This is a genomic window from Olsenella sp. SW781 (assembly GCF_012027725.1).
Taxonomy (GTDB): Bacteria; Actinomycetota; Coriobacteriia; order Coriobacteriales; family Atopobiaceae; genus Thermophilibacter.
Genome location: NZ_SJOU01000001.1, coordinates 155645 through 182118, shown reverse-complemented (window position 1 = coordinate 182118; position 26474 = coordinate 155645). Strand labels below are relative to the sequence as shown.

Below are 26474 nucleotides of genomic sequence, written 5' to 3'. Positions count from 1 at the left end.
GGTCAGCCCCGCCAAGGAGGCGGAGGTTGAGTTACGACCCCGCCCGTTCTTCTCGCCCGTATGTCGTAGAATCAGGGGCGTTGCAACGACCCACAGAAGGGAACCGCACGTGAAGCGTTATCAGAAGATGTCGGCGCTCTACGCCCCCACGCTCAAGGAGGACCCGGCCGAGGCCGAGCTCGCGAGCCATCGGCTGCTGCTGCGCGCCGGCATGATCCGCAAGACCGCCGCCGGCCTCTACAGCTACCTGCCGCTCGCCTGGCGCTCGATCCGCAAGATCGAGGCCGTCATCCGCGACGAGATGGAGGGCATCGGCGCCCAGGAGATGATGGTGCCGATCCTCACGCCCGCCGAGCTCTGGCACGAGTCCGGCCGCTGGGACGCCTACGGCCCCGAGCTCATGCGCATCGCCGACCGTCACGGCCGCGAGTTTGCCCTGGGCCCCACGCACGAGGAGACCTTCACGGACCTCGTGAAGAACGAGCTGCGCTCCTATAAGCAGCTGCCCTGCACGCTCTACCAGATCCAGGACAAGTTCCGCGACGAGATGCGCCCGCGCTTCGGCCTCATGCGCGGCCGCGAGTTCATCATGAAGGACGCCTACAGCTTCTCCGCCACGCAGGAGTCGCTGCAGGAGTGCTACGAGCAGGAGAAGGCCGCCTACGCGCGCATCGCCGAGCGCTGCGGCATCTATGCCCTCCCCGTCGTGGCCGACTCCGGCCAGATCGGCGGCGACACCTCCGTGGAGTTCATGGCGCTCGCCGACTCCGGCGAGGCCGAGCTCGTCTACTGCGACTGCGGCTTCGCCGCTGACGTCGAGGCCGCCGCCACCAAGGTGCCCGTGACCGAGGGCCCCGGGGACGGCACGCTCGAGAAGGTCCACACCCCCGGCCTCGGCACCATCGAGGCCGTGGCGAGGTTCTTCGGCTTCCCGGAGAACGGCACCCGCAAGTCGCTCGCGCTCGTGGCCGAGGACGGCACGAACGTCGTGGCCATCGTCCCGGGCGACCACGAGCTCAACGAGATCAAGGCGGGCAAGCTCTTCGGCGCCTATCACCTCATGAGCGACGAGGAGCTCGAGCTGGCGGGCCTGCACAAGGGCTTCATCGGGCCCGTGGGCCTACCCGAGGGGATCCGTCTGGTCTGTGACGAGTCCCTGCGCGAGAGCCAGAGCTGGGCCTGCGGCGCCAACGAGGTTGACTACCACTTCACGGGCGCCAGGCCCGGCCGCGACTTTGAGGTCGACGAGTGGGCCGACCTCGTGAGCGTGAAGGAGGGCGACCCCTGCCCGCACTGCGGCGCCGCGCTCAAGAGCGCCCGCGGCATCGAGATCTCCCAGGTCTTCCAGCTCGGCACCAAGTACTCCGAGTCCATGGGCGCCACCTTCGCCGACGAGGACGGCGTCGAGCGCCCCTTCCTCATGGGCTGCTACGGCATAGGCGTCTCCCGCACGCTGGCCGCCGTCGTGGAGCAGCACAACGACGAGCACGGCATCTCGTGGCCCGTCTGCGTGGCGCCCTACGAGGTGGAGGTCGTTCCGCTCGCCGTGAACGACGACGTGGTCACGCCGGTTGCCGAGAAGGTCGTGGACGAGCTCTGCGCCGCCGACCTCGAGGTCCTTCTCGACGACCGCAAGGAGCGTCCCGGCGTCAAGTTCGCCGACGCCGACCTCATCGGCATCCCGTACCAGGTGATCCTGGGCAAGCGCGGCGTTGCGAACGGTATGGCCGAGGTCAAGGTCCGCGAGACCGGCGAGCGCTTCGACGTGCCGATGGGAGAGCTCGTCTCCTGGCTCGCCGAGCGCGTCGTCCCCGCCCGCGCCTAGCGTGCAAAGGGGACAGGCACTTTTGCACGCGTGCCCCGGCCCATCCTGCCGGGGCACCCTTCTATCGAGAGGAGCCCCATGAGCTACGCAGAGCTCGCCGCCTCGGCGCGCGGAAACATCGGACCCTTCTGCAGGGCGTGCCCCGTCTGCGACGGCCGCGCGTGCGCCGGTGTGATGCCCGGGCCCGGCGACAAGGGCACGGGCCGCGTCGCCGAGAAGAACTGGCGCGCCTGGCAGGGCCTGTGCGTCAACATGGACACCCTACACGGGCCCTTCTCGGCCGACGCGCGCGCGACGGTGCTGGGGCGCGAGCTCTCGCTGCCGGTGATGGTGGGTCCCGTCGGCGACGTCCAGCGCCACTACGGCGACCGGTACGACACGGTCTCGTACAACCGCTGCGTCCTCACCGCCGCGGCGGGGGAGGGGACGCTCGCCTGGACGGGCGACGGCCTGGACGCCACGATCATGCGGGAGGCCTGCGACCTCGTGGGCGAGCTTGGCGGGGCGGGCGTCCCCACGGTCAAGCCCTGGGACGAGGCCACGCTCGCCGAGAAGCTCGACGAGGCCCTCGCGTCGCGCCCCGCGGCGGTCGCGATGGACATCGACGCCGCGGGGCTTCCGTTCCTGCGCGGCCAGGTGCCTCCCGCCGGCGCGAAGTCGGCCGCGCAGATCGCGGAGGTCGCCGCGAGATGCCACGAGGCGGGCGTGCCCTTCGTGCTCAAGGGCGTCATGACGCCGGCGGCGGCCCTGAGGGCCGCGGACGCGGGCGTCGACGCCATCGTGGTCTCCAACCACGGGGGGCGCGTGCTCGACGGGACCCCGGCCACCGCCGCGGTCCTCCCCAGGGTAGTCGACGCGGTGGGAGATCGCGTCGAGGTGCTCGTCGACGGCGGCGTCCGCAGCGGGCTCGACGTCTTCCGCGCGCTCGCCCTCGGCGCACGCGCCTGCCTCGTGTGCAGGCCCTTCGTCGTTGCCGCCTTCGGCGGGGGAGAGGACGGCGTTCGCGCGTACCTCCGCGAGCTCCGCTCCGGGCTCGTGGACGCCATGGAGATGTGCGGCGCTGCCACGGTGGGCGACATCACGCGCGACATGCTCTGGGAGTAGCCCGTCCCTCTTGTCCCGAGTTTTGCTCGCGCCGGCCGCGAACTCCTCGGGCCGGCACTCATGAGTGCCGGCCGGGGCTACGGCGGTAGCCGACACTTCTCGGCAAAGGGCGAGAAGAACCCCGCACCTCTGGCTCGTCGGCCCTGCTCCTGCCGGCACTCATGAGTGCCGGCCCGCGACGCCTAGGCCACTCGGTCGGGCGCGGGGAGCGTGAGCAGCCCTGCGCAGGGCGACATCCGCTCGAACGTGAGCGCGGGAAACGTCGCGCGCAGCTCGTCGTAGACGACGTAGACCTCGTCAGAGTCCCAGGTGGGGCCGGCCTGGGACCTGCAGGCATCCAGCTCCGCCCGCGTCTCAAACGCGACGTCGCCAAGGTAGAGGCGCCCTCCTGGGGCAAGAAGGGGGAGAAGCCCCCGGATCAGCGCGGCCTTGCGCGCGTCATCGAGATGGTGCAGCGAGTAGGTGGCAACTATGGCGTCGTAGCTCGCGCCGGCGAGCTCCGGGACGAGGCCGCTCGCCAAGTCGCCCTGATAGAGGTGCGCGCCGGGCATTTTCGCCCGGGCGATCTCGACCATGCGGGAGGAGAAGTCCTGCCCATAGACCTCGCAGCCCGCCTCATGCAGCCGCGCGGTCAGCGTGGCCGTTCCAAAGCCGAGGTCGAGCACGCGGGCGCCGGGGCGCGCCGTCACTCGCTCGAAGATGGCGTCCATGACGCGCTCGTATCCCGCGAAGGGGTAGGCGCCCGCGGCGTCCGCGCGCTCGACCGACTCGTCGTAGGTGGGAGCCCAGTCGTCAAAGTCCTTCTCGTCGAGCATGGGAGCACCCCTTCGTCTGTCGGTGAATGAGCTCTTTGGGCTTAGTATAGGGCCGAAGAAAAGCGACGGCCCGATGCGGCCGTCGCTGATGAGGTCATGGTGGGCCCAGCAGGATTCGAACCTGCAACCCAGGGATTATGAGTCCCCTGCGCTAACCGTTGCGCCATGAGCCCTTCTATGAAAAAGGCGGCGACCGAAGCCACCGCCGTCATTCACATGGTGGAGATAAGGGGGTTCGAACCCCTGACCTCGTGACTGCCAGTCACGCGCTCTCCCAACTGAGCTATATCCCCGCTTGGTGCGAAAGAAACTATACCAGACTCGCCGCGTCGGTCAAGCGAGAATTTTTCTCCGGCAGGGGAGGGCGCCCGGCGTGCGGGATGGCCACGTCCCCGCGAGGCGGTCAACCTTTCGAAAACATCACCCTTTCGCAGGCAAGGGCGATGGTGCCCCGGGCTGCGGTGCGGCACAATTGGGGCAGAAGGGAAGGGGGAGGGCCATGAGGGCGTTCCTGCGCCTCCTGGGCCGCCTGCTGGCGGTCCTTCTCGCCATAGCGCTCCTCGCGGCCGCCGTCGTGGCCGTCAGGGGCTACGGGATGTATCGGTCCGCGCTCGAGGAGGGCCCCGTCGAGCGGGTCGTCGACGAGGTGCGCCGCTCGGACGGCTACGTGAGCGCGGACGAGCTTCCCGAGTGCTATCTCAGGGCGGTCGTCGCCATCGAGGACCACCGCTTCTATGACCATCCCGGAATCGACCTCATCTCGGTCTGCCGCGCGGCGTGGCACGACCTCACCACGCTCTCGCTCGAGCAGGGCGGCTCGACGATCACCCAGCAGCTCGCCAAGAACCTGTTCTTCTCGCAGGACAAGGACTTCGCGAGGAAGGTCGCCGAGACGCTCATGGCATTCGAGCTCGAGGGGCGCTACAGCAAGGCCGAGATCCTCGAGCTCTACGTGAACACCTCCTACTTTGGTCGAGGGCTCACGGGGATCGGCCCCGCCACCCGGGGCCTTCTCGGGAAGGAGCCCGGCGAGATGAGCGTCTGCGAGTGCGCCCTCATGGCCGGCCTGCCCAACGACCCCGAGGCCCTCTCGGCCGACCCGGCGCGCGCCCGGGAGCGGCGCGACCTCGTCCTCGCCCAGATGGAGAAGTACGGCCTGGCGCGGGGCGATGTCGAATGTCCCTGACGGGCAGGCGTCCTGAGCTGGCGTCTCCTTCACTCTCTCACATTCTTTCCGCCCTGCGAAAAAATCTCGTGTGACGACGCCGAAGTTTTGGTAATATACCCCTTGCGCAAAAGCGCGGGCGATTGGCTCAGGGGTAGAGCACTTCCTTCACACGGAAGGGGTCGCTGGTTCGAATCCAGCATCGCCCACCAGCGGGGATATAGCTCAGTTGGGAGAGCGCGTGACTGGCAGTCACGAGGTCAGGGGTTCGAACCCCCTTATCTCCACCACGATTGTTCGGGGCCGTCGGATATGTCCGACGGCCCATTTTGCGTCCTGAGCCGTGCCCGGAGCGCGCAGCCGTGCGCCGCGCATCTGGGGGTTGTGGCAATTCCCGGGCCGCCGACGTTGGCGATTTGGGGCTTATGGCAGCAAGGGAGGGGCGCCAACAGGGGGTTCTTCTCGGCATGTTGCGGAATCCGGGGTCGTGGCAGGACGATCGCTGCCACGACCCCGGATTGGACAACGCCGAGCGCGGCGGGATTGCCACGACCCCGGATTTGCCAACGGGGGTGGCACAGAACGGGGGCGGCACAGACGGCTGAGAGGCGGCGTCAGCGCCCGGTGACGGCGCGGCGCAGCATCATGACGTAGGCCGTCGCGCCCTCGGGCCTCAGGTGGGTCCCGTCGTCCCAGAAGTACTCGTCGTGGCCGGCGCTCTCGCCGTACCAGTCGATCACCTCGACATTGTCATACTGTGCCGCGATGTCCCAGAAGAGCTGGTTGTTGATGTCCTGGAGGGGCAGGGGCACGCGCGTCGTCACGAGATAGACGCGCCTGTCGGGGCCGGCGGCGTCGATGAGGGCGCGAACCTGGTCCTCCCGCGCCACGCCGTTGTTCCCGAGCGCGAAGATGACGACGTCGGCCCCGTGGCCCTCCGAGACGCAGCGGTTGTACGCCTCCAGCCCCACGGGCAGCTGACGCCCGATCTCCGCGTCCATCCAGCCGTTGGGGAAGACGCGGGCGAACTCGGACTCGGTGCCGAGCGCAACGGAGTCGCCGATGAGGAGCACGCCGGCGTCCGTGGCGCCCGTCTCGACGTCGACGTCGAAGCTCATCCGGTTGATCGTGTCGAGGGCCGACGCGAAGGCGGTGCCCGCGAGGTAGGTCCCCGTGACGTCATAGCCCTCTGCCTCGGGGTCGAAGGCGGCCGCCTGGGACTGCCCCTCCTGCTGCTGGCCCGACTGGTCCGCCGGCTGCTCAGCCGGGGCGGGGAAGAGCGTGACCGCCAGGACCGCGACGAGGGCGACCATCTCGACGCCGAGCGCCATGCGCGACTGCCCGAGGGCGGCGGGCGCCCCCACGCCTTTCTCGAGCACGCGATACGACGCCTCCGCGGCCAGGACGATGACGGCGAGCTCAAGCGCCCACCCCCACCACGGGAGCTCGGTCGTGCGCGTGGCGGGGTTCATGACGAGGAGGAGCGGGTAGTGCCAGAGGTAGAGGGCAAAGCCCCGCGCCCCGGCGGCGGCGAGCGGGCGGAGCCCGACCAGGCGGGCGAGCAGGCTCGAGGGCCGGCTGAGGATCCCCACGAGCGCGGCGGAGAGGACGGAGACGAGCGCGATGCCGCCGCGGTAGACGACGTCGGAGTAGCCGTTCAGCGAGGCCATCATGGCGGCGATCGCCGCGACGCAGCCCACCCCCACGAGGTCGTACGACCAGCCCGGCAGCTCGCGCGCGCGACCGCCGCGGGAGGGGAGCCGCAGCGACCAGCCGCGCCCGCGGGTGAGAAGGGCCGCGAGGGCGCCCACGAGCAGCTCCCCGGCGCGCGTGTCCGGCCCGTAGTACACCCGCGCCGTGTCCGCGAGCGGGTCGTAGAGGGCGGCCATCTCGACGAACGAGGCGAGCGCGAGGACGGCCACGATGGCGCAGGCGGTCCTCCTGTGGCGCACGGCGCGCGAGAGCAGGAGCAGGACGAGCGGCCACACGAGGTAGAACTGCATGGTGACGCCCACGAACCAGAGGTGCGTGAGCGGCGAGGGGAGGCCGGCCGCGGCGAAGTAGGGAACCTCGCGCACGATGTAGAAGAGGTTCTCGAAGAAGAGGAGCGCGGGCACGGCGTCGGAGCCGACCTTCGAGACGAGCGCGGGCGAGAAGAGCGTGCAGAGCACGGCGGCAGCGCCCACGACGACGAGCATGGAGGGCAGAAGGCGGCCGACGCGCCGAAGCAGGAACCTCGGGTAGTCGAAGGAGCCCTCGCGGGCGATCTCGCGCTCGATCGAGAGGGTGGTGAGGTATCCCGTGAGGACGAAGAACGTGCTCACGCCGAGGTAGCCCCCCGGAAGCCACGAGGGGTTGGCGTGGTAGACGATGATGGCGGCTATGGCGAGGATGCGAAGGCCGTCGAGCGCGGCGACCCTCCTGGTGCCTGAAGTCATGTGCGACGGCCCTCCGTGCGGTCGTTGGTCGGGCGAGGTGTCAAGGGCCATTCTATAGCCCCTCGCCCACGTGACGTTGCACCTCACGTTGAATGCTCAAAGACTCCCACACCGGGGCGCCGGGATAGGGTTGGGTTGCGCTATCCTGAGGCTCGCACCCAACGAGAGGATGATATGAGCAAGAGAAGATCGTTCGTGCCGGCGCTTGTCGCGCTGGCTGTCATCGCCGTCGTCGGCGTCGCGGCCTGGGCCGCGTGGCCCGTGCTCATACAGGGAGGGTCTGACGAGAAGACGGCGCCCGACGTGGTCGTCGGGGAGGTCAACGACCGACCCGCCCCCGGGTCGGGGGAGACGTCCGAGCCGGAGGCCGACCAGACGCCGTCCGAGCCGACGCTCGAGGAGCACGTCGCCGAGGCCGTCTCGGGGATGACGCTCGAGGAGAAGGTCGCGCAGCTCTTCGTCGTGCGGCCCGAGGACCTCACGCACGTCGGGACCCAGGTGGCCGCCGGCGAGGCAACGCGCGCCGCGCTCGAGGAGTACCCGGTCGGGGGCATCTGCTACTTCGCGCAGAACCTCGTCGACCCCGAGCAGACCCGCGAGATGCTCTCGAACACCCAGGCCTACTACGAGGAGATCACGGGCCTGCCGTGCTTCCTCGCCGTCGACGAGGAGGGAGGGACGGTCCTGCGCGTCGGCTCGAACCCCGCCTTCGGCGTGGAGCGAATCGGGAACATGTGCGAGGTCTCCTCTGACGACGAGGCCCGCGAGGTCGCCGTGACCATCGGGTCCTACCTCACCGACCTCGGGTTCAACGTCGACTTCGCGCCCGACGCGGACATCGCCGACGTCGAGGGCTCAACGCTCGACCTCCGCTCCTTCGGGGAGAGCGCCGAGGTCGTCGCGCCGCGCGTGAGGGCACAGGTGGAGGGCTTCCTCTCCACGGGGATCCTCTGCAGCGCGAAGCACTTCCCGGGCATCGGCGGCGCCGTCGGGGACTCGCACGACGGCACCATCATGGCCAACACGACGATGGAGGAGCTCAGGGCGAGCGAGCTCGTCCCCTTCGAGGCCGCCATGGACGCGGGCGTCCCGTTCGTGATGGTCGGGCACATCATCCTCCCCAACGTCACCGGCGACTACGTCCCCGCCTCGCTCAACCACGCGATCGTGCAGGGGATCCTGCGCGACGAGCTCGGCTATGAAGGCATCGTCATCACCGACTCGCTCAGCATGGGCGCCGTCGTCGAGGAGGTCGGCTATGACCGCATCGGCGTCCAGGCGCTGCTCGCCGGCGTCGACATGGTCCTCATGCCCGCGGACCTCGAGGCGGCCTATCAGGGCATCATCGACGCCGTGGCGTCAGGGGAGCTCTCCGAGGAGCGCATCGACGAGTCGGTGACGCGCATCGTGAGGACGAAGCTCGAGCTCGTCGGCTAGCTCGTCCAGGGCGACTTCTCCTGGGGTGTGGAGGTGCCGTCACCGCGTGACGTGGTGACGGCACCTCCACACCCCGTCGCGTCTATAATGGATGGGTTTGCATCGCGAAGGGAGTGACATGGCCCCATCCGAGAACCCGGTCGAGCTCTTCGGGCTCAGGCTCGCCCACGTCGGCATCAACGCCGCCACGCCCGAGGACGCGGCGTCCACCGCCGACGCCCTCTGCGCCCTGCTCGGCATCGAGCGCGGCGAGGAGCCCTTCCCCGTGTCATCGTTCGCCGGGAGCCTCGTCGAGGTCATGAACAACGGCGGGCGCGGAAGCAAGGGCCACATCGGCCTGCACGTCGACGACATCGACGCCGCCCAGGCCTGGTACGAGGCGCGCGGCGTCGAGTTCAACGAGGCCTCGCGCACGCTCTGCCCCGACGGCTCCGGCCGCACCTACCTCATCTACTTCAAGGAGGAGATCGCCGGCTTCGCGATCCACCTCACCATCGCCGACTAGCACAGGAACCGCACGTGATCGCACTCGCAGACAAGATAACCAAGTCATTCGGCGGCAGGGTCCTCTACACCGGGGCCACGCTGCAGCTCAACGGGGGGGAGCGCTGGGCGCTCGTCGGGCCCAACGGCTCGGGCAAGACCACCCTCCTTCGCATCATCATGGGGGAGGAGAGCCCCGACGAGGGCACCGTGAGCTTCGCCCGCGACGTCACGGTGGGCTACCTCGAGCAGGAGACCCACCTCGCGGGCGAGAAGAGCGCGCTTGCCGAGGTGGTGGACTCCGCCCACGAGGTGAAGGAGATGGAGCGCCGCGTGCGCGAGCTCGAGCGCAAGATCTCCGAGACCGCCCCCGGAGACGAGCTCGACCGCCTGCTCGAGCGCTACGGCGCGGCGCAGGACCGCTTCGAGCGCCTCGGCGGCTACGAGCTCGAGGCGCGCGCCCGGCAGATCCTCGCGGGCCTCGGCTTCCCCGTCGAGGACTTCGACAAGCCCGCCCGCGACTTCTCGGGCGGCTGGCAGATGCGCATCTCGCTCTCGAAGCTGCTGCTGCGCCACCCCGACCTGCTGCTGCTCGACGAGCCGACCAACCACCTCGACCTCGAGAGCGTCCGCTGGCTCGAGCAGTTCCTCGCGGGCTACGACGGCGCGGTCCTTCTCGTCTCCCACGACCGGGCGTTCATGGACGCCTGCGTCTCGCATGTGGCCGCCGTGGAGAACCGTCGCATCACCACCTACGCCGCCAACTACTCCGGCTACCTCAGGCAGCGCGAGGACAATCTCGAGCAGATGAGGGCCAAGCGTGCCGCCCAGGAGCGCGAGATCGCGCACATGCAGGTATTCGTTGACAAGTTCCGCTACAAGCCCACGAAGGCCGCCCAGGCCCAGGAGCGCATGAAGAAGATCGAGCAGATCAAGAGCGAGCTCGTCATCCTGCCCGAGGGCACCAAGAAGGTGCACTTCTCGTTCCCCGAGCCGCCGCGCACCGGGGACGAGGTCGTGAGCCTCGAGGGCGTCTCCAAGTCCTTCGGCGAGAACCACGTCTACTCGGGCGTGGACCTCAAGCTCTACCGCGGCGACCACGTGGCGCTCACCGGCCCCAACGGCGCCGGCAAGTCCACGCTCATGAAGCTCATAAACGGCCTGCTCGCGCCCGATGCGGGCACGGTCGAGCTCGGCAAGAACGTGACGAAGGCCTACTACGCCCAGCACCAGCTCGAGCAGCTCAACGAGGCCAACACCGTCCTCGCCGAGATGGACACGGTGGCCGCGGGCTGGACCACGTCAGAGGAGCGCCGCCTGCTCGGGGCGTTCCTTTTCCACGGCGACGACGTCGAGAAGCGCGTGGGCGTGCTCTCCGGCGGCGAGCGGGCGCGCCTGGCGCTCGCCAAGATGCTCGTGGCGCCCGACCCGCTGCTGCTCCTCGACGAGCCCACCAACCACCTCGACATCGACTCGGTCGACGTGCTGGAGCGCGCTCTCGTCGACTTCAAGGGCACGATCGTGCTCATCTCCCACGACGAGCACCTCGTGCGCGCCGTGGCCAACAAGGTCGTCGACGTCCGCGACCACAGGGTGACCGTGTACGACGGCGACTACGACTACTTCCTCTTCAAGCGCGCCGAGCTCGAGGCCCGCGCGGCGGGGGAGGCGACCCCGGCGGCCGTCGCCGCCAAGGCGCCGGCCGAGGCCGCGCCCGCCACCGGGCGCAACGTCAAGACCCGCGAGCAGCGCCGCGCCGAGGCAGAGGAGCGCAACCGCCGGAACCGCGCGCTCAAGAAGGAGCGCGACCGCCTCAGGCAGGTGGAGGCGGCGCTCGAGCCCGCGCAGGCGCGCCTCGCGGAGCTCGAGACCCTCATGGCGGACCAGGAGCTCTACAACGACGCCAAGCGCTTCGACGAGTGCATGTCCGAGTACGCCGCGCTCTCGAAAAAGGTTCCGGCCCTCGAGCAGGAGTGGCTCGAGCTCACCGAGAGGCTCGAGGAGGAGGGGGCCTCGCTTGGCTAGCGCCCTCGCATCGCTCCTGCCACGAGCCGGCGCCGTCGCGTGCCGCGCCCTCGCCGCGGCGCTCGTCGCCCTCGCCGTCGCCGACGCCGTCCTGCCGGCGGGGGCCCGCACGTCGCTGCTCCCGCTCAACGGGCTCGCCTCCCGCCTCCTCCCCGGCCCCATTTCGGGACTCTTCGTGTTTCAGACGCCCCTCGGAGGCGCGCTGCGGGGCGACTTCGTGCTCGCTGCTATCATGTTGCTCGCGCTCGCCTGGGCGCTGGGGCGCGCGTCCGCCTCGATGCGCCGACGCGAGAGGGGATAGCCGTGGGATACCTGACCGACAGGGTCGCGTCAATCGCCATCACCGTCGTGCTCGTCATGGCGTCGGCCATCGTTCACGAGGTGGCGCATGGCTGGGCGGCGCTGAGGCTCGGCGACCCCACGGCCAAGGAGGCCGGACGGCTCACGCTCGACCCGCGCGCGCACCTCGACGGCTTTGGCTCCATCGTCCTGCCCCTCATCATGGCCCTCGCCGGGGGGCCGGTCTTCGCGTTCGCGCGACCCGTTCCGTACAACCCGTCCAGGCTGCGCCACCCGCGCCGCGACGAGGTCCTCGTCGCCCTCGCGGGACCCGCCTCGAACCTCGCGCAGGCGGTCGTGGGCGCGGCTCTGCTCGGGCTTCTCGACCGCTCCGTGGCGTGGGTCGCCGCAACGTCGGCAGGGCTCGAGGTCGCGTACTGGGCCTACGCCATCCTACTCTCCTACGTGCGAGTGAACCTCGTCCTGTGCTTCTTCAACCTCATCCCGCTGCCGCCGCTCGACGGCTCCAAGGTCGTCCTGTTCTTCCTCACGGGGAGGGCGCGCGCGAGGTACTACGAGCTCCAGGGCTACTCGATGGCCATCCTGCTCGCCGCGCTCTACGTCCTCCCCGGCCTCCTGCACGTCGACCCCCTCTCGTCCTACCTCGACGCCACGGCGGGCACCGTCATGCGGGTCCTTCTCAGCTGGGCGGTGGGCTAGGTGTCGTACCGCGTCCGGACGCAGGCATACTCGGGGCCCTTCGACCTCCTGCTCCAGCTCGTGACGAGGCAGAAGGTGACGATCGGCGCCATCTCGATCTCGGAGGTCGCCAACCAGTATCTCGAGGAGGTCGAGCGCATGCGCGACCTCGACCTCGACGTCGCGAGCGACTTCGTGCTCGTGGCCTCGACCCTGCTCGACATCAAGGCCGCCTCGCTCGTCCCCGACGAGCCCCTCGCGCGCGACGTCGTCGACGACGAGGAGGACGACCTCGCCGACCTCTCGCCCGACGAGGCGCGCGAGGTCCTCATCGCCCGCCTCGTGGCCTACAAGCAGTTCAGGTCCGCCGCGGCATCGCTCGCCGCCCGCGCGGAGGCGGAGGGGCGCATGCACCCCCGGACCGTCGGCCCCGACCCGGACTTCCTCGGCCTCATGCCGGACTACCTGGAGGGCATAACGCTAAGGAGCCTCGCCGTCATCTGCGCCGACATAGACTCCAGGCGCGAGACGTTCCTGCTCGAGGCCGAGCACGTGGCCCCCCGGCGCCTGCCCGTGGCCCTCACCATCGCCGCGGTCGACCGCGTGGTCCGCGCGCGCGGCAGCGTCTCGTTCAGCGAGCTTCTGGACGGGCAGGACGACGCCGAAACCGTCGTCGCCAACTTCCTGGCCGTGCTCGAGCTCTACAAGCGCGGGCTCGTCCGCGTGCGGCAGGACGAGCTCTTCGGGGAGATCGACGTCACCCACGTCGAGGGCGCGGAGGCCTACCAGCCCGAGGTGGGCTACGATGATGGAGGCGACGCCTAGGGGCGCGACCGCGCCGTGGCGTCACGTACGGGAGGGAGGGCTCGTGAGCGGGCTCGAACGCATGGAATCCGGATCGCTCAAGGGGCTGCTCGAGGCGCTGCTCCTCGTCTCCGACGACTCGGTCCCCGCGACCGAGCTCGCGCGCGCCGCTGGCGCCGAGCCTGGGGAGGTGGCCTCCGCGCTCGCGGAGCTCGCGGCCGAGTACGCGGACGCGAACCGGGGGTTCCAGCTCCGCGAGGTCGCGGGCGGCTGGCGGCTCTTCACCCACCCCGCCTACCATGACGAGGTCGCCGACTACGTCCTCTCCTGGGACACCCGCCGGCTCTCGCAGGCCGCCCTCGAGACGCTCGCCGTCATCGCATACCACCAGCCCGTCACCCGCGAGGGGGTCCGCGCCATCCGCGGCGTCAACTCCGACGGCGTCATAGGCTCGCTCAAGGAGAAGGGCCTCGTCCGCGAGGTCGGCCGCGAGCGGGACCGCGGCCAGGCCCAGCTCTGGGGCACGACGCGCCTGTTCCTCGAGCACTTCGGGCTGAGGAGCATCCGCGACCTGCCCCCGCTCGAGGACTTCGCCCCGGACGAGGAGTCGCGCAGGTTCATCCGCGAGCGGCTCTCGGGGCGCTCCATCGGCTCGACCCTCGAGGAGGCCGAGGCCGACCTCGAGGAGGAGGCGGACCTGCTTGGCCCCGAGGGCGATCCCGACGGCCCGGACGGGGACGCGCGCGATGAGTGAGCCGCTGCGCGAGAGCGGCGTCTACCCCATGCGCCTCCAGCGCTTCCTCGCGCGCGCCGGCGTCGCGAGCAGGCGTGGCTCGGAGCGGCTCATGACGGCCGGCCGCGTGCGCGTGAACGGCGTCGTCGTGACCGAGCTCGGGAGCAAGGTCGATCCGGAGAGGGACGTCGTGACCGTCGACGGCATGCCCTGCCGGCTCGAGGCTCGCCCGGTCGACATCGTGCTCAACAAGCCCTCCGGCTACGTGACCACCATGAGCGACCCGCAGGGGCGTCCCACCGTGGCCGAGCTCGTGCCCGCCCGCGAGCACCCGGGGCTCTTCCCGGTGGGGCGGCTCGACCTCGACACGACGGGCCTTCTGCTCTTCACCACGGACGGCGACCTCGGCCAGGCGCTCCTCCACCCGTCGCGCCACGTCGAGAAGCACTACGTCGCCCTCGTCTCGGGCACGCCCTCCGAGCGCGACCTCGACCGCCTGAGACGCGGTATCATGCTCGAGGACGGGCCTGCGGCCCCGGCCGGGGCCGAGCTCGTCGACCCCTCGGACCCGCTCTTCGCGGTCGTCGCCCCCCGCGGGGCGGGGCGGACGGGGGGCGGGGAGCCCAACGCGGTCGTGGGGATCACCATCCACGAGGGCCGCAAGCACCAGGTAAAGAAGATGCTGCTCGCGGTAGGGCATCGCGTCCTCGCGCTCCATCGGGACGCCTTCGGCCCGCTCGGCCTCGCGGGGCTCCCCGAGGGCTCGTGGCGCGAGCTCAGCGAGGCCGAGTCCCGCGCGCTGCGCGAGCGACCGACGGGACGCCCCTCCCGGGGCGCCCCCGGGCGGCAGGAACGAAGATTGGGGATTCGATGATCGTTGCCATCGACGGGCCCTCGGGCTCGGGAAAGTCATCGGTCGCGCGCGAGGTCGCGCGGCGGTGCGGCCTTACCTACCTCGACACGGGGGCGATGTACCGCTCGGTCGCCCTCGCCTGCCTCGATGCGGGCGTCGACCCGGAGGACGACGACGCCGTCGCGCGCGTGGCGCACGGCGCGCGCATCGAGTTTCTCGCCGACGGGGACGCCCAGCGGGTCCTTCTCGACGGGCGTGACGTGACGAGCCAGATCCGCACCCCCGAGGTCGAGCTCGCGGTCTCCCCGGTCTCGGCCAACCCGCGCGTCCGCGAGACCATGGTCGAGCTCCAGCGCGCCTTCGGCGCGAGCGGAGACGTCGTCGCCGAGGGGCGCGACATCGGCACGGTGGTGTTCCCGGCCGCCGACGTCAAGGTCTTCCTCAGCGCCTCGCCCGAGGCCCGCGCCCGCCGACGCGCCGTCCAGCGCGGCGGCGGCAATCTCGCGACCGGCGACGTCGTCGCCGTCGACGCTGACGCCGAGCGCGCGATCCTGGCCGACCTCGTGCGCCGCGACGCGTACGACTCCAGCCGCGAGGCGTCCCCGCTGCGCCCGGCCGCCGACGCGCGCCACATCGACTCCTCCGAGCTCTCCTTCGAAGAGGTCGTCGCAGCCATCATCGCGCTCTCGCCGGAGCTTGCGGCGCGCGAGCAGGGGAGGCGCTCATGAGCGAGAAGAACGCGCGCGGCGAGAAGGGCGGGCGCATGCGCGCCTTCGCCGGGAACACCTTCGACGACTACTACGACCACGACCTGCGCGACCACCCGCTGCCCGGGCGCCTGCTCATCGGCGCCGTCGTGCGCATCCTGTGGCTGGTGACCAAGCTCCTGTGGCCGTGGCGCATCGAGCGGGCCGAGCGCCTGCTCGACGACGCCCGCGGGCGCGTGATCATCATGAACCACGAGTCCATGCTCGACCCCGTCGTCGTGGTGGTGACGATGTGGCTCGCCCGCGTCCCGGTGCGCATCGTCTACAAGAGCGAGTTCGACAAGCTGCTCCCCGCCACCTGGCTCTTCTCGCGTGCGGGCGGCTTTCCCGTCGAGCGCGGCACCGCCGACATGAAGGTCGTCCGGCGCGCCCGCGCCATGCTCTCCCGCGGCGAGTGCGTCCTCATCTACCCCGAGGGGACGCGCGTCCGCGACGACGCGGAGCAGCAGTCCCACGGGGGCTATGCGATCATGGCCCAGCTCGCCAAGGCGCCGGTCCAGCCCGTCGCGATCGTCGGCGCCCGTCATCTGCGCTTCCGCCGTCCCGTCTACGTGAGGGTCGGCGACCCGATCGAGTGGTCTGACCTGGCCGCGGGCAAGCGCAAGGAGCAGCTCGCCGAGATGGAGCGCGTCGGCATGGCGCGCGTCTACGAGCTTCGCGACGCCCTGCGCGAGGACCACCCGGGAGTGGAGTGATGGCGCCCGAGATCCGCGTCGCCGCCGAGGCGGGGGCCTGCTACGGCGTCGAGCGCGCGCTCCACATGGTCGAGGCGGCCGCCGACGAGCGCTCGGGGGCCGTGCACACCCTCGGGCCGCTCATCCACAACCCCCGCGTCGTCTCGGGGCTCGCGGCCCGCGGCGTCGACGCCGTGGGCTCGCCCGACGAGGCCGCGGGGGACACCCTGCTGCTGAGGACGCACGGAACCGTCCCTGAGGAGGAGGCGCGCGCTCGCGAGCTCTGCCCGCGCGTCCTCGACGCAACCTGCCCCTTCGTGAAGAAGGTGCACCAGGCGGCCGAGCGCCTCTCGCGCGAGGGCTATCAGGTCGTCGTGGTGGGGGAGGCGGGGCACCCCGAGGTGGAGGCCACGCTCCCGCACGCGCCCGGGGCCGTCGTCGTCGGCTCCGCCGAGGAGGCGGCCGCGCTCCCGCACGCGCGCAAGGTCGGCGTCGTCGTGCAGACGACGGCGCGCCGGGTCCTTCTCGCCGAGGTCGTCGAGGCCCTGCTCGGCGTCGCCGAGGAGGTGCGCGTCATCAACACCATCTGCGAGGCGACCTCCGGCCACCAGGCGGCCGCCGACGCGCTCGCCCGGGAGGCCGACGTCATGGTCGTCATCGGCGGGCGCAACTCCGCCAACACCACCCGGCTCGCCGAGATCTCCGCGGCGAGCTGCCCCCGCACGCACCACGTCGAGGGCGACGACGAGCTGAGGCCGGAGTGGTTCGAGGGGGCGTCGCTCATCGGCATCACCGCCGGCGCGAGCACGCCCGCAAGCCAGATCGAGGCCGTCCGCGCGGAGATTGCCCGCATGGTGGGGGAGTAGCGAGCGCACGTTCCTCTCGCCCGCGGCAAATTACGCACAAAATCGTACGTGTGCGATATTTTCAACTGGGCATATAGATAGTTGTGCTTGATCTTGTACGTTATTGGTGCGCGGGACGCATCGGGCGAGAAGAACGGGGGCAGCCGATGGCCGAGCAGAGACGCGCGGACTACGCCTCGACGAAGGACCGGGCGCTCGGCGCCTGGGTCGCCGCCGTCGAGGAGGGAAGCCCCGCCTGGGAGGCCGGCATCGAGCCCGGCATGCGCATCGAGCGCGTGAACGGCGTCGTGCCGCGCGACCTCATCGACTGGCGCTGGGAGGCCGACGGGGCCTGCTGCGAGCTCGAGGTCTTTGACCCCGGCGACGGCACAACCTCGGCGTGCGAGCTCTGGCGCGAGCCGGGCCAGGACTGGGGGATCGACTTCACCGACGTCCTCTTCGACGGCATCCGCACCTGCGTGAACGCCTGCCAGTTCTGCTTCATGGCGATGCTCCCGCCCGAGGCGCGCTCGACGCTCACGCTGCGGGACGACGACTACCGCCTCTCCTTCCTGCAGGGCAACTTCGTGACGCTCACCAACGTCTCCGACGAGGAGGCCGAGCGCATCGTCACCTGCGGGCTCTCGCCGATGAACGTCTCCATCCACGCCATCACGCCCGAGGTGCGCCGCAACCTCATCGGCCGCCGCGCAGACCGCGGCATCGAGGTGCTCGAGCGGCTGCTCGAGGGCGGCATCGAGGTCCATGCCCAGATCGTGCTCTGCCCGGGGATCAACGACGGGGCCGAGCTCGCGGCCACGCTCGACTGGGTGGAGGCGCGGGACGGCATCACCTCGCTCGCCGTCGTGCCCCTCGGCTACACCAAGCACAGCAGGCGCTTCCACAGCTCGTACTCCGACGACGTCGAGGCGTCGCGCGCCGTGGTGCGCCTCATCGAGCCCTACCAGCGGCGCGCGCGGGAGACCCTCGGGATCACGCGCTTCCAGCTCTCCGACGAGTTCTACGTCGACGCGCGCCTCCCCGTACCCCCCGCCGAGACCTACGACGGCTACCCGCAGTTCTACGACGGAATCGGCATGCTCAGGAGCTTCCTCGACGAGACGGCGCTCGTGGCGCGGGAGCGCGCGGCGGACCTTTGCTCCGTCGACGGGGCGCTTGCCGAGAAGGGCCTGCGGCTCGAGCTCGTCTGCGGCGAGGCGGCGGCCGAGACGATCGGCGCCTTCTGCCGCGCGCTCTCGCCTGACGGATGGGCCGCGACGCATGCGATCAGGAACGACTACTTCGGCGGCGACGTCAACGTCACGGGCCTCATCGTCTCCGAGGACCTGCTCGCCCAGATGCCGGACGACCTCTCCGGCGCGCTCGTCGTGCTCCCCGAGGTCATGTTCAACTTCGATCGCCTCACCCTCGACGGCGACACCCAGGACCACATCCTCGAGGAGCTCCGCCGCCGCGGCGCCCTCGTGACCGTGAGCGTCCCGAGCCCCGGCGACTACCTCGACGCCCTCCTCGTCGTCCTTGGCCTGACGTGAGCCGTGTGCCAATTAGGCCGTGCCGCTGCCACGCCAATTACGTCGCGTTCGTCTGCCACATTGAACGCATGTGGCAGACGAACGCGACGTAATTGGCGTGGCAGCGGCATGGTCTGCATAGCGCATGGGGGTTTTGCGCGCTCACGGGTCAAATCCGACCGCTCGTGGTATCCTTGCGACACCAATGGAATAGCAAGGAGACCAGATGCCTAAGCCCGTAGTCGCCGTGGTCGGCCGACCCAACGTCGGCAAGTCCACGCTCGTCAACCGCATTGCGGTGAGCCGCGACGCCATCGTCCACGAGTCGCGCGGGGTCACGCGCGACCGCTCGTATCACGACGCCGACTGGAACGGTCGCGACTTCACCCTCATCGACACCGGCGGCATCGAGTCCGCTAAGTCCAAGGACGTCTTCGCCCCGCGCATCCGCGAGCAGGCGCTCATGGCCTGCGAGGAGGCCGACGTCATCGTCTTCGTCGTCGACGGGACCACCGGCGTGACCGACGAGGACGAGGAGGTCGCGCGCGTCCTGCGCCGCGTCGACAAGCCCGTGTTCCTCGTCGTCAACAAGAAGGACGACCCCGCCACCGAGCAGGACGGCCTCTGGGACTTCTACGCCCTCGGCGTCGGCGAGCCCCGCCCGCTCTCCGCCGGACACGGCCACGGTACGGGCGACCTGCTCGACGACATCGTCGCCGCCTTCCCGGAGCAGACCGAGGACGAGCCCGAGGACGACATGCTGTCCCTGGCCATCGTCGGGCGCCCCAACGTGGGCAAGTCCAGCCTCGCCAACCGCCTCGCCAACAAGAAGCGCTCGATCGTGTCCGACGTCGCGGGCACCACGCGCGACGCCATCGACACCGTGATCGAGTGGAAGGGCCAGCCCATCAAGCTCGTCGACACGGCGGGCATGCGCAAGAAGACGCAGGTCCACGAGGACGTCGAGTACTACAGCCTCGTGCGCGGCCTGCAGGCCATCGACCGCGCGGACGTGTGCCTGCTCGTCGTGGACGCCACGATCGGAGTCACCGAGCAGGACCAGAAGGTCGCCGGCATGGCCATCGACCGCGGCTGCGGCCTCGTGCTCGTGCTCAACAAGTGGGACCTCGTGGAGACCGAGCAGCAGAGAAACGACATCGTCGCCTCCATCGACAAGCGCCTCGCCTTCGCCCCGTGGATCCCCACCGTGAACGTCTCCGCCCTGACCGGCCGTGCCACGGACAAGGTCCTCGAGCTCGCCGTCCGCGCCGCGGCGGCCCATGCCGCCCAGCTCAGGACCACCGAGCTCAACGACCTTCTCGCCGAGATCCGCGAGGGCGGCCACACCCGCTCGGAGCGCGGCCGGCGCCTCAAGATCCAGTACGCCACGCAGACGGGCTCCAGGCCCCCCGTCATCTCCTTCTGGTGCAACGCGCCGGACCTCGTCGACGACAACTTCGAGCGGTTCCTCGAGAACCGCCTGCGCGCCCGCTTCGACCTCGTCGGCACCCCCGTGCGGCTCCGGTTCCGCCGCAAGTCCGAGGGGGGCGATCGCTGATGGGGGAGCTCGCCCTCTGGACGGCGCTGTTCGCCGCCGGCGCCTACCTCGTGTGCGGCATCCCCTTCGGCCTCGTGATCGCCCTGGCCATGGGCCACGTCGACGTGAGGACCGTCGGGTCGGGCAACATCGGGACCACCAACGTCGCGCGCTCGGTGGGCAAGGGCGCCGCGGCCGCGACGCTCGCGTGCGACGTCCTGAAGGGCCTCGTCTGGATGCTCGTCTCGCGCTGGGCGATCGCCGCGCTCGCCCTGGGCGGCGACGTCGCCTCGCTCGACCACACCACCCTCTTCGGAACCGCGATGTCGGTCATGTTCCTCGCCTGCATCCTCGGCCACGTCTTCTCGCCGTACCTCGGCTTCCACGGGGGCAAGGGGATCGCCGTCGGCTTCGGGGCTGCGCTCGGGCTCTACTGGCCGGTCGGGCTGGGCGCGCTGCTCGTCTTCGTCCTTCTCGCCGTGCCCACGCGCTACGTGTCGCTCGGCTCGCTCGCCGCGGCCGCGTCGCTTCCCGCGTGGTGCGCCGTGCTCGGGTTCCCCGCGGTCTCGATCGCGCCGGTCGTCGTCGCGGCCGTGGTCGTCATCTGGTCGCACCGCGAGAACGCCCGACGCCTCATCCACGGCGAGGAGCGCCGCTTCTCGTTCCACAAGTCGGGCGAGAAGGGCGAGGGGGCCGAGAAGGGCGACGGTGAGGCACGATGAGCGCCCGCGCCGGGCGCGTCGCCGTCATCGGGTCCGGCTCGTGGGGGACCGCGATGGCCGGGCTTCTCGCGCCGCGCTGCGGTGAGGTCACGCTCTGGTGCCGTGACGCCGCCGTCGCCGACGCCATCAATGCCACGCGCCGCAACCCGCGCCACCTCGTCGACTATGAGCTCCCTGGAAACGTCGGGGCCACGTCCGATCGCGAACGCGCGCTCGCGCGCGCGGAGGTCGTCGTCCTCGCCGTGCCCTCCTCATACCTGAGGGGGACGTGCGCCTCGCTCGCGGGCCTCGTTGCCGACGACGTGCCCCTGCTCGTGCTCACGAAGGGGGTCGAGGTCGGTACGAACGAGCTCATGCTCGACGTCGTCGCGGACGAGCTCGGCCACCGCGGGCGGATCGCCGTCCTCTCCGGCCCCAACCATGCCGAGGAGGTCTGCCTCGGAAAGCTCTCCGCCGCCGTGCTCGCCTCCGAGACCCCCGAGGTCGCGAGCCGGCTCCAGGGGCTCGTGGTCAGCCAGAGCTTCAGGGTGTACGTCTCCGGCGACGTCACGGGCGTCGAGATCTGCGGCGCCATCAAGAACGTCGTCGCCATCGCCTGCGGAGCGGCGGCCGGGTTCGGGGCGGGGGACAACGCGCTCGCCGTCATCATGACGCGCGGGCTCGCCGAGATCGGCCGCGTCGCGGCGGCGCTCGGCGCCGACCCCCTCACGCCGATGGGCCTTGCCGGCATGGGGGACCTCGTGGCGACCTGCACCTCGCGCCACTCCCGCAACCGCACATTCGGCGAGGCCCTCGCGGGCGGGGAGACGCTCGAGTCCTACGAGGCACGCACGCACATGGTCGTCGAGGGCGCGCGCGCCGCCGAGAGCGTGCTCTCGCTCGCGCGCTCCCGCGGGGTGGAGGTCCCCATCACCGAGGCGGTCCACGCCGTCCTCCACGGCAGGCTCGACGTGACCGCCGCGACGGACGCCCTCCTTGGGCGGCGCCCCACCGAGGAGTTCTACGGAATCGCAACGCAAGACAAGGAGAACGCATGATGAACGATGAGATCAGGGTCGCCCCCTCGGTCCTCTCCGCCGACTTCCGCCGCCTCGCCGACGAGCTCGCCGACGTCTCCACCGCCGACCTGCTGCACTATGACGTCATGGACGGCCACTTCGTCCCCAACCTCTCGTTCGGCATCGACCTCCTGCGCACCGTCAAGTCGGCGACGGAGCTTCCCGTCGACGTCCACCTCATGATCTCCAACCCCGACGAGATGGTCGAGAGGTACCTCGACGCGGGCGCGGACGTCGTCTCCTTCCACTACGAGGCGACCTCCCACGCGCACCGGCTCGTCTCGCTCATCAAGGACCGCGGCGCCAAGGCGTCCGTCGCCATCAACCCGGCGACGCCCGTGTGCCTGCTCGAGCCCATCCTCTGCGAGCTCGACATGGTCCTCGTCATGACCGTGAACCCGGGCTTCGGCGGCCAGCGCTTCATCGAGTCGTCCCTGCGCAAGCTCCGCCGCCTGCGCCGCATGTGCGACGAGCAGGGCGTGAGCCCCGCGATCGAGGTTGACGGCGGCATCACGGCGAGAAACGCCGCCGAGGTCACGGCCGCCGGGGCCAACGTCCTCGTGGCGGGCAGCTCCGTCTTCGGCGCCGCCGACCGCGCGGCCGCAATCGCGGCGATCCGCACGTCCGGCACGAGCGGCACCTCGAGGAGGGCGTAGCCGCCGTGACGAGCCCGACCTATCTCGACTACGCCGCCTCGGCTCCCGCGCGCGAGGAGTCGCTCGCCGCTGAGCGCGCCTACGAGGCGAGCGAGATCGCCGGGGCCAACCCCAACTCGCTCCACACGCTCGGCCGCGCCGCCGCGCGCGCCCTCGACGGCGCGCGGGCCGACATCGCGCGCTGCGCGGGCGGCCGCTTCAGGCCATCGGACGTCATCCTCACCTCGGGCGGCACCGAGTCGAACAACCTCGCGGTCCTCGGGCTCGCCGAGGGGGCCCGGGCCCGCGACTCGCGCCGGCGCACCGTCGTGCTCTCCCAGATCGAGCACGACTCGGTCCTCGACCTCGCCCCGGTCCTGCGCGACCGCGGCTTCGAGGTGCGCCTCGCCGGCGCCGGCGCCGACGGGGTCGTGCGCCCCGAGGGGCTCGAGGGGCTCGTCGACGGGGGCTGCGCCCTCGTCTCGGTGATGGCGGCCAACAACGAGACCGGCGCCTGCCAGCCCGTGGGCGCGCTCGCCCGCGCCGCGCACGCCGCCGGCGCGCTCTTCCACACGGACGCCGTCCAGGCCTTCGGACACCTTCCGCTCGACCTCTCCGAGGTCGACGCGGCGAGCGTCGCCGCCCACAAGCTCGGCGGCCCCGTGGGCGTGGGCGCACTGCTCGTCCGCGGGCGCGCGCCGATGAGGCCGCTCACGTTCGGCGGGGGGCAGGAGCGCGGCATGCGCGCGGGCACCCAGGACGTGCGTGGCGCGCTCGCCTTCGCCGCTGCCGCGCGGGCGGCCTGCGGGGCGCTGCCCGACGCCGCCGCCGACGTCTCCCGGCGCGCCGACTCGCTCGTCCGCGCCCTTTGCGCGCCGGGCAGCGGCATCGTGGAGACGACGCCGCTGCCCTACGACGGGTCCTCGCGACTTCCCGGCATCGTCAGCGTGATGGTGCCCGGGCTCGACTCCGAGACGCTCGTCCTCGAGCTCGACCAGGCCGGCTTCGAGGTCTCCGCCGCCTCGGCCTGCTCCTCCGGCTCGCTCGACGCGAGCCACGTCCTTCTCGCCATGGGCGTCCCGCGCGAGAGCGCCCTCGGGTCGCTGCGCGTCTCGTTTGACGAGCGCGTCGCCGGGCAGGACCTCGAGCGCCTCGCCGAGGCGCTTCTCGAAATCGTACGTGACCATGCCGGCGACCGACGTCGCGGGCGCAGATAGCAAGGGGAACCGATGACCGAAGCAGCAGCACTCCTCTCCCTCCAGGACCTCGACCTCAGGCTCCTCAAGCTCGCCTCGAGCCTGGCCAAGATGCCGCAGCAGGCCCGCCTCAAGACCATCGAGCTCGCGCGCAAGAAGGTCGCGGCCGAGCTCACGGGCATCGTCGGGCAGCGCAAGGACGCGCAGATAGAGATCGAGGAGACCGAGGCCGAGCTCGCGCACTACCGCGAGAAGTCCGCCGAGGTCCAGGCCCAGGCGGACTCCGGCGCCCTCACGCACCGGGAGCTCCGCGACTACGAGCGCCAGCTCACCTCGCTCGCCAAGCGCATCGAGAAGTGCGAGTTCGCGCTCGGCCCCGCGCACGAGCGTCTCGAGCGGCTCGAGCGCGCGGAGCGAAACGCCCGGCGCACCGAGGAGCGCATCGAGTCCGAGCGCGCCGCCACGCAGGCCTCGCTCGACGAGGGCTCGAAGAGCATCAGGGCGGAGATCGTCTCCCTCTCGCGGGCGCGCGAGGCGGCCGCGGCCGAGCTCACCGCCGAGCATCTGGCCGCCTACGAGGCGGCGAGGAAGCGCTTCAGGGGCCTCGCCGTCGAGCGCCTCAACGGCAACGTCCCCTCTGTCTGCCGCGTGAGGCTCCAACCCAGCCAGTTCCACGACCTCTCCCACGGGGAGGAGATCACGGAGTGCCCGTACTGCCACCGCATGCTCATCACGTCCGAGGAGGGGCAGGAGTGAGCGGGGAGGCCGCCGCGGCGCGCGAGGGCCGCAGGCCGCGCGTCCTTCTCGCCGTCTGCGGGGGGATAGCCGCCTACAAGGCGTGCGAGGTCCTGAGGGGCCTCCAGAAGGCCGGCTGCGACGTGCGCGCGACCATGACCGCCGACGCGGAGCGCTTCGTGGGGACGGCCACCTTCGAGGCGCTCTCCGGCGCCCCCGTGGCGACCTCGCTCTACGGCAACCCCGACTCGCCCATCCCGCACATCGAGCTCGCCGAGTGGGCCGACGCCGCCGTCGTGGTGCCGGCCACGGCCAACGTCATGGCCAAGATGGCCTGCGGGATCGCCGACGACTGCCTCACCACGACCATCCTCGCCTGCCCGCGCCCCGTGCTGGTGGCCCCGGGCATGAACGTCCACATGTGGCAGAACCCCGCCACGCAGGCGAACGCCGCCACGCTCCGCGCGCGCGGCGTGAGCTTCGTGGGCCCCGACAGCGGGCGGCTCGCCTGTGGCGACGTGGGCGAGGGCAAGCTCGCGGGCGTGGACGAGATCGTCTCCGCCGCGCTGGCGCTTCTCGTCCCGCACGACCTCGCCGGCGTTCGGCTGCTCGTGAACGCCGGCCCCACGCACGAGGCAATCGACCCCGTGCGCTACATCGCCAACCGTTCCACGGGCAAGATGGGCTACGCGATCGCAGCGGCCGCGGCGCGCCGCGGCGCCGACGTGACGCTCGTCTCCGGCCCCACGTCGCTTTCCGCGCCCGCCGGCGTTCGCCGCGTGGATGTAGAGAGCGCCGCACAGATGCACGATGCCATGCTCTCCGCGTTCGCGAACGCCGACGCCGCCATCTGCAGCGCCGCCGTGGCCGACTACACGCCCGCCGCCCCGGCCGACCACAAGCTCAAGAAGTCCCGCGAGCACCTGGAGGCGATCGAGCTCACGGAGACCGCAGACATCCTGGCCGACCTCTGCGCCGTCAAGGGCGGGCGCGTCGTCGTGGGCTTTGCCGCCGAGACCGACGACCTCCTCGCCCACGCCACGGAGAAGCTCCGACGCAAGGGAGCGGACCTCATCGTGGCCAACGACGTGAGCCGCCCCGAGTCCACCTTCGGGGCGGACACCAACCGCGTGGCGCTCGTCTCCGCCGCCGGCGTGGAGCAACTCGAGACCATGCCGCTCTCCGACGTCGCCAACGCCATCCTCGACCGGGTCCGCAAATAGGGGACGCGCAAATAGGGGACGTGTTTTTTCTCTCAGAGAAAAGGGGACAGGTTTGCTGATAGGCTGCCATCTCTCAACCGCGAACGGCTATGCGGCCATGGCGTCCGACGCCGTCTCCATCGGCGCCACCACGTTCGCGTTCTTCACGCGCAACCCGCGCGGCGGCAACGCGCGAGAGCTTGACGACGCCGACCTCGCCGCGTTTCTCGACACGCTTCGCGAGCGCAAGATCGGCCCGCTCGTCGCGCACGCTCCGTACACCTACAACCTCTGCTCCGCGAAGCCCGAGACCGTGGAGTTCGCACGTCGGGCGATGCGCGAGGACCTGGCCCGCATGGAGCGCCTGCCCGGCCACCTCTACAACTTCCACCCCGGCTCCCACGTCAAGCAGGGCGCGGACGAGGGCATCCGCCTCATCTGCGAGGGCCTGAACGAGGTCCTTGTGCCCGGTCAGTCCACGACGGTCCTGTTGGAGACCATGGCGGGCAAGGGCACCGAGGTCGGGCGCTCCTTCGAAGAGCTCGCGCGCATCATCGACGGCGTCGCGCACGACGAGCTCCTCGGCGTGTGCCTGGACACCTGCCACGTGGCCGACGCGGGCTACGACATCGTGGGCGACCTCGACGGCGTGCTCGACGAGTTCGACCGGGTGATCGGGCTCGACCGCCTGAGGGCCCTGCACCTCAACGACTCCAAGAACCCGCTCGGGTCCCACAAGGACCGCCACGAGAAGATCGGCGCGGGCACGCTCGGACTCGAGACCTTCCGCGCCGTGGTCACGAGCCCGCGCCTCGCCGGCCTGCCGATGGTCCTCGAGACCCCGCAGCCCGGGCTTGACGGCTGGGCCGAGGAGATCGCTCTGCTCCGCGGGCTCGCGACGGGGGAGTGAC

Annotated in this window: 25 protein-coding genes and 4 tRNA genes; 25 read left to right on the top strand and 4 right to left on the bottom strand. The window is 70.8% G+C overall.

The window, feature by feature from the left end:
* The first annotated feature begins 109 nt into the window (after nucleotides 1–109).
* Together E0L17_RS00790 and E0L17_RS00785 are read left to right on the top strand one after the other, a co-directional pair.
* Complete coding sequence (locus E0L17_RS00790; protein WP_502706244.1) at nucleotides 110–1825, top strand: proline--tRNA ligase; 1716 nt, start codon at nucleotides 110–112, stop codon at nucleotides 1823–1825.
* 78 nt (nucleotides 1826–1903) lie between these two features.
* Nucleotides 1904–2929 carry an alpha-hydroxy-acid oxidizing protein gene (locus E0L17_RS00785; protein ID WP_167929387.1) on the top strand — a complete coding sequence of 342 codons (1026 nt, stop codon included), beginning with the start codon at nucleotides 1904–1906 and terminating at the stop codon, nucleotides 2927–2929.
* A 182-nt stretch (nucleotides 2930–3111) separates the two neighbouring features.
* On the opposite strand, the gene E0L17_RS00780 is transcribed toward E0L17_RS00785, so the two are convergent.
* From E0L17_RS00780 to E0L17_RS00770, 3 genes are all read right to left on the bottom strand, one after another.
* Nucleotides 3112–3744, bottom strand: coding sequence for a class I SAM-dependent methyltransferase (locus tag E0L17_RS00780; RefSeq protein WP_167929386.1), 633 nt, complete (start codon nucleotides 3742–3744; stop codon nucleotides 3112–3114).
* A gap of 97 nt (nucleotides 3745–3841) precedes the next feature.
* Nucleotides 3842–3917 (bottom strand) — tRNA-Ile (locus E0L17_RS00775).
* Between the two features lie 44 nt (nucleotides 3918–3961).
* Nucleotides 3962–4037, bottom strand: a tRNA-Ala gene (locus E0L17_RS00770).
* A 206-nt stretch (nucleotides 4038–4243) separates the two neighbouring features.
* Here E0L17_RS00770 and E0L17_RS00765 point away from each other — a divergent pair.
* The 3 genes from E0L17_RS00765 to E0L17_RS00755 all read left to right on the top strand — a co-directional run bounded on the left by E0L17_RS00765 (nucleotide 4244) and on the right by E0L17_RS00755 (nucleotide 5199).
* On the top strand, nucleotides 4244–4930 hold the full coding sequence (locus E0L17_RS00765) for a biosynthetic peptidoglycan transglycosylase (protein ID WP_167929385.1): 687 nt from the start codon (nucleotides 4244–4246) through the stop codon (nucleotides 4928–4930).
* 116 nt (nucleotides 4931–5046) lie between these two features.
* Nucleotides 5047–5121, top strand: a tRNA-Val gene (locus tag E0L17_RS00760).
* 2 nt (nucleotides 5122–5123) lie between these two features.
* Nucleotides 5124–5199: transfer RNA gene (locus E0L17_RS00755), tRNA-Ala, on the top strand.
* A gap of 324 nt (nucleotides 5200–5523) precedes the next feature.
* On the opposite strand, the gene E0L17_RS00750 is transcribed toward E0L17_RS00755, so the two are convergent.
* Complete coding sequence (locus tag E0L17_RS00750) at nucleotides 5524–7347, bottom strand: acyltransferase family protein (protein WP_167929384.1); 1824 nt, start codon at nucleotides 7345–7347, stop codon at nucleotides 5524–5526.
* 174 nt (nucleotides 7348–7521) lie between these two features.
* Between E0L17_RS00750 and E0L17_RS00745 the strand changes: the two genes are divergently transcribed.
* From E0L17_RS00745 to E0L17_RS00650, 20 genes are all read left to right on the top strand, one after another.
* Nucleotides 7522–8784 carry a glycoside hydrolase family 3 protein gene (locus E0L17_RS00745; protein ID WP_167929383.1) on the top strand — a complete coding sequence of 421 codons (1263 nt, stop codon included), beginning with the start codon at nucleotides 7522–7524 and terminating at the stop codon, nucleotides 8782–8784.
* A gap of 118 nt (nucleotides 8785–8902) precedes the next feature.
* A complete protein-coding gene (locus E0L17_RS00740) occupies nucleotides 8903–9289 on the top strand; it encodes a VOC family protein (protein WP_167929382.1) in 387 nt (128 codons plus the stop codon).
* 14 nt (nucleotides 9290–9303) lie between these two features.
* Nucleotides 9304–11292: an ABC-F family ATP-binding cassette domain-containing protein gene (locus tag E0L17_RS00735; RefSeq protein WP_167929381.1), complete on the top strand. Its 1989-nt coding sequence runs from the start codon at nucleotides 9304–9306 to the stop codon at nucleotides 11290–11292.
* Nucleotides 11285–11593, top strand: a complete 309-nt coding sequence (locus tag E0L17_RS00730) for a hypothetical protein (RefSeq protein ID WP_167929380.1) — start codon at nucleotides 11285–11287, stop codon at nucleotides 11591–11593. Before E0L17_RS00735 ends, E0L17_RS00730 begins: the two co-directional genes overlap by 8 nt.
* A gap of 2 nt (nucleotides 11594–11595) precedes the next feature.
* Nucleotides 11596–12291 (top strand): site-2 protease family protein, encoded by a 696-nt coding sequence (locus tag E0L17_RS00725; RefSeq protein WP_353652922.1) that lies wholly within the window; start codon nucleotides 11596–11598, stop codon nucleotides 12289–12291.
* Complete coding sequence (locus tag E0L17_RS00720) at nucleotides 12292–13095, top strand: segregation and condensation protein A (RefSeq protein ID WP_167929379.1); 804 nt, start codon at nucleotides 12292–12294, stop codon at nucleotides 13093–13095. It abuts the gene before it with no gap.
* Nucleotides 13096–13138: 43 nt separating this feature from the next.
* Nucleotides 13139–13828: an SMC-Scp complex subunit ScpB gene (gene scpB, locus E0L17_RS00715; RefSeq protein WP_167929378.1), complete on the top strand. Its 690-nt coding sequence runs from the start codon at nucleotides 13139–13141 to the stop codon at nucleotides 13826–13828.
* Nucleotides 13821–14681 carry a pseudouridine synthase gene (locus E0L17_RS00710; protein ID WP_167929377.1) on the top strand — a complete coding sequence of 287 codons (861 nt, stop codon included), beginning with the start codon at nucleotides 13821–13823 and terminating at the stop codon, nucleotides 14679–14681. Before scpB ends, E0L17_RS00710 begins: the two co-directional genes overlap by 8 nt.
* On the top strand, nucleotides 14678–15388 hold the full coding sequence (gene cmk / locus E0L17_RS10995; RefSeq protein WP_167929376.1) for a (d)CMP kinase: 711 nt from the start codon (nucleotides 14678–14680) through the stop codon (nucleotides 15386–15388). The genes E0L17_RS00710 and cmk overlap by 4 nt, the downstream gene beginning before the upstream one ends.
* Nucleotides 15385–16122, top strand: coding sequence for a lysophospholipid acyltransferase family protein (locus tag E0L17_RS10990; RefSeq protein ID WP_167929375.1), 738 nt, complete (start codon nucleotides 15385–15387; stop codon nucleotides 16120–16122). The genes cmk and E0L17_RS10990 overlap by 4 nt, the downstream gene beginning before the upstream one ends.
* Nucleotides 16122–16967, top strand: coding sequence for a 4-hydroxy-3-methylbut-2-enyl diphosphate reductase (gene ispH, locus E0L17_RS00695; protein WP_167929374.1), 846 nt, complete (start codon nucleotides 16122–16124; stop codon nucleotides 16965–16967). The genes E0L17_RS10990 and ispH overlap by 1 nt, the downstream gene beginning before the upstream one ends.
* Nucleotides 16968–17113: 146 nt before the next feature.
* Complete coding sequence (locus tag E0L17_RS00690; RefSeq protein WP_167929373.1) at nucleotides 17114–18499, top strand: DUF512 domain-containing protein; 1386 nt, start codon at nucleotides 17114–17116, stop codon at nucleotides 18497–18499.
* Nucleotides 18500–18704: 205 nt separating this feature from the next.
* A complete protein-coding gene (gene der, locus E0L17_RS00685) occupies nucleotides 18705–20036 on the top strand; it encodes a ribosome biogenesis GTPase Der (RefSeq protein WP_167929372.1) in 1332 nt (443 codons plus the stop codon).
* Nucleotides 20036–20737 carry a glycerol-3-phosphate acyltransferase gene (locus tag E0L17_RS00680; RefSeq protein WP_167929371.1) on the top strand — a complete coding sequence of 234 codons (702 nt, stop codon included), beginning with the start codon at nucleotides 20036–20038 and terminating at the stop codon, nucleotides 20735–20737. Before der ends, E0L17_RS00680 begins: the two co-directional genes overlap by 1 nt.
* On the top strand, nucleotides 20734–21774 hold the full coding sequence (locus tag E0L17_RS00675) for an NAD(P)H-dependent glycerol-3-phosphate dehydrogenase (protein ID WP_167929370.1): 1041 nt from the start codon (nucleotides 20734–20736) through the stop codon (nucleotides 21772–21774). Before E0L17_RS00680 ends, E0L17_RS00675 begins: the two co-directional genes overlap by 4 nt.
* Nucleotides 21771–22451, top strand: coding sequence for a ribulose-phosphate 3-epimerase (gene rpe / locus E0L17_RS00670; RefSeq protein WP_502706243.1), 681 nt, complete (start codon nucleotides 21771–21773; stop codon nucleotides 22449–22451). Before E0L17_RS00675 ends, rpe begins: the two co-directional genes overlap by 4 nt.
* A gap of 5 nt (nucleotides 22452–22456) precedes the next feature.
* A complete protein-coding gene (locus E0L17_RS00665) occupies nucleotides 22457–23647 on the top strand; it encodes a cysteine desulfurase family protein (protein WP_167929369.1) in 1191 nt (396 codons plus the stop codon).
* Nucleotides 23648–23659: 12 nt separating this feature from the next.
* Nucleotides 23660–24382, top strand: a complete 723-nt coding sequence (locus tag E0L17_RS00660; protein WP_167929368.1) for a zinc ribbon domain-containing protein — start codon at nucleotides 23660–23662, stop codon at nucleotides 24380–24382.
* Nucleotides 24379–25584: a bifunctional phosphopantothenoylcysteine decarboxylase/phosphopantothenate--cysteine ligase CoaBC gene (coaBC, locus tag E0L17_RS00655; RefSeq protein ID WP_167929367.1), complete on the top strand. Its 1206-nt coding sequence runs from the start codon at nucleotides 24379–24381 to the stop codon at nucleotides 25582–25584. The genes E0L17_RS00660 and coaBC overlap by 4 nt, the downstream gene beginning before the upstream one ends.
* Before the next feature lie 52 nt (nucleotides 25585–25636).
* On the top strand, nucleotides 25637–26473 hold the full coding sequence (locus tag E0L17_RS00650; RefSeq protein WP_286163182.1) for a deoxyribonuclease IV: 837 nt from the start codon (nucleotides 25637–25639) through the stop codon (nucleotides 26471–26473).
* Nucleotide 26474 lies beyond the last annotated feature (1 nt).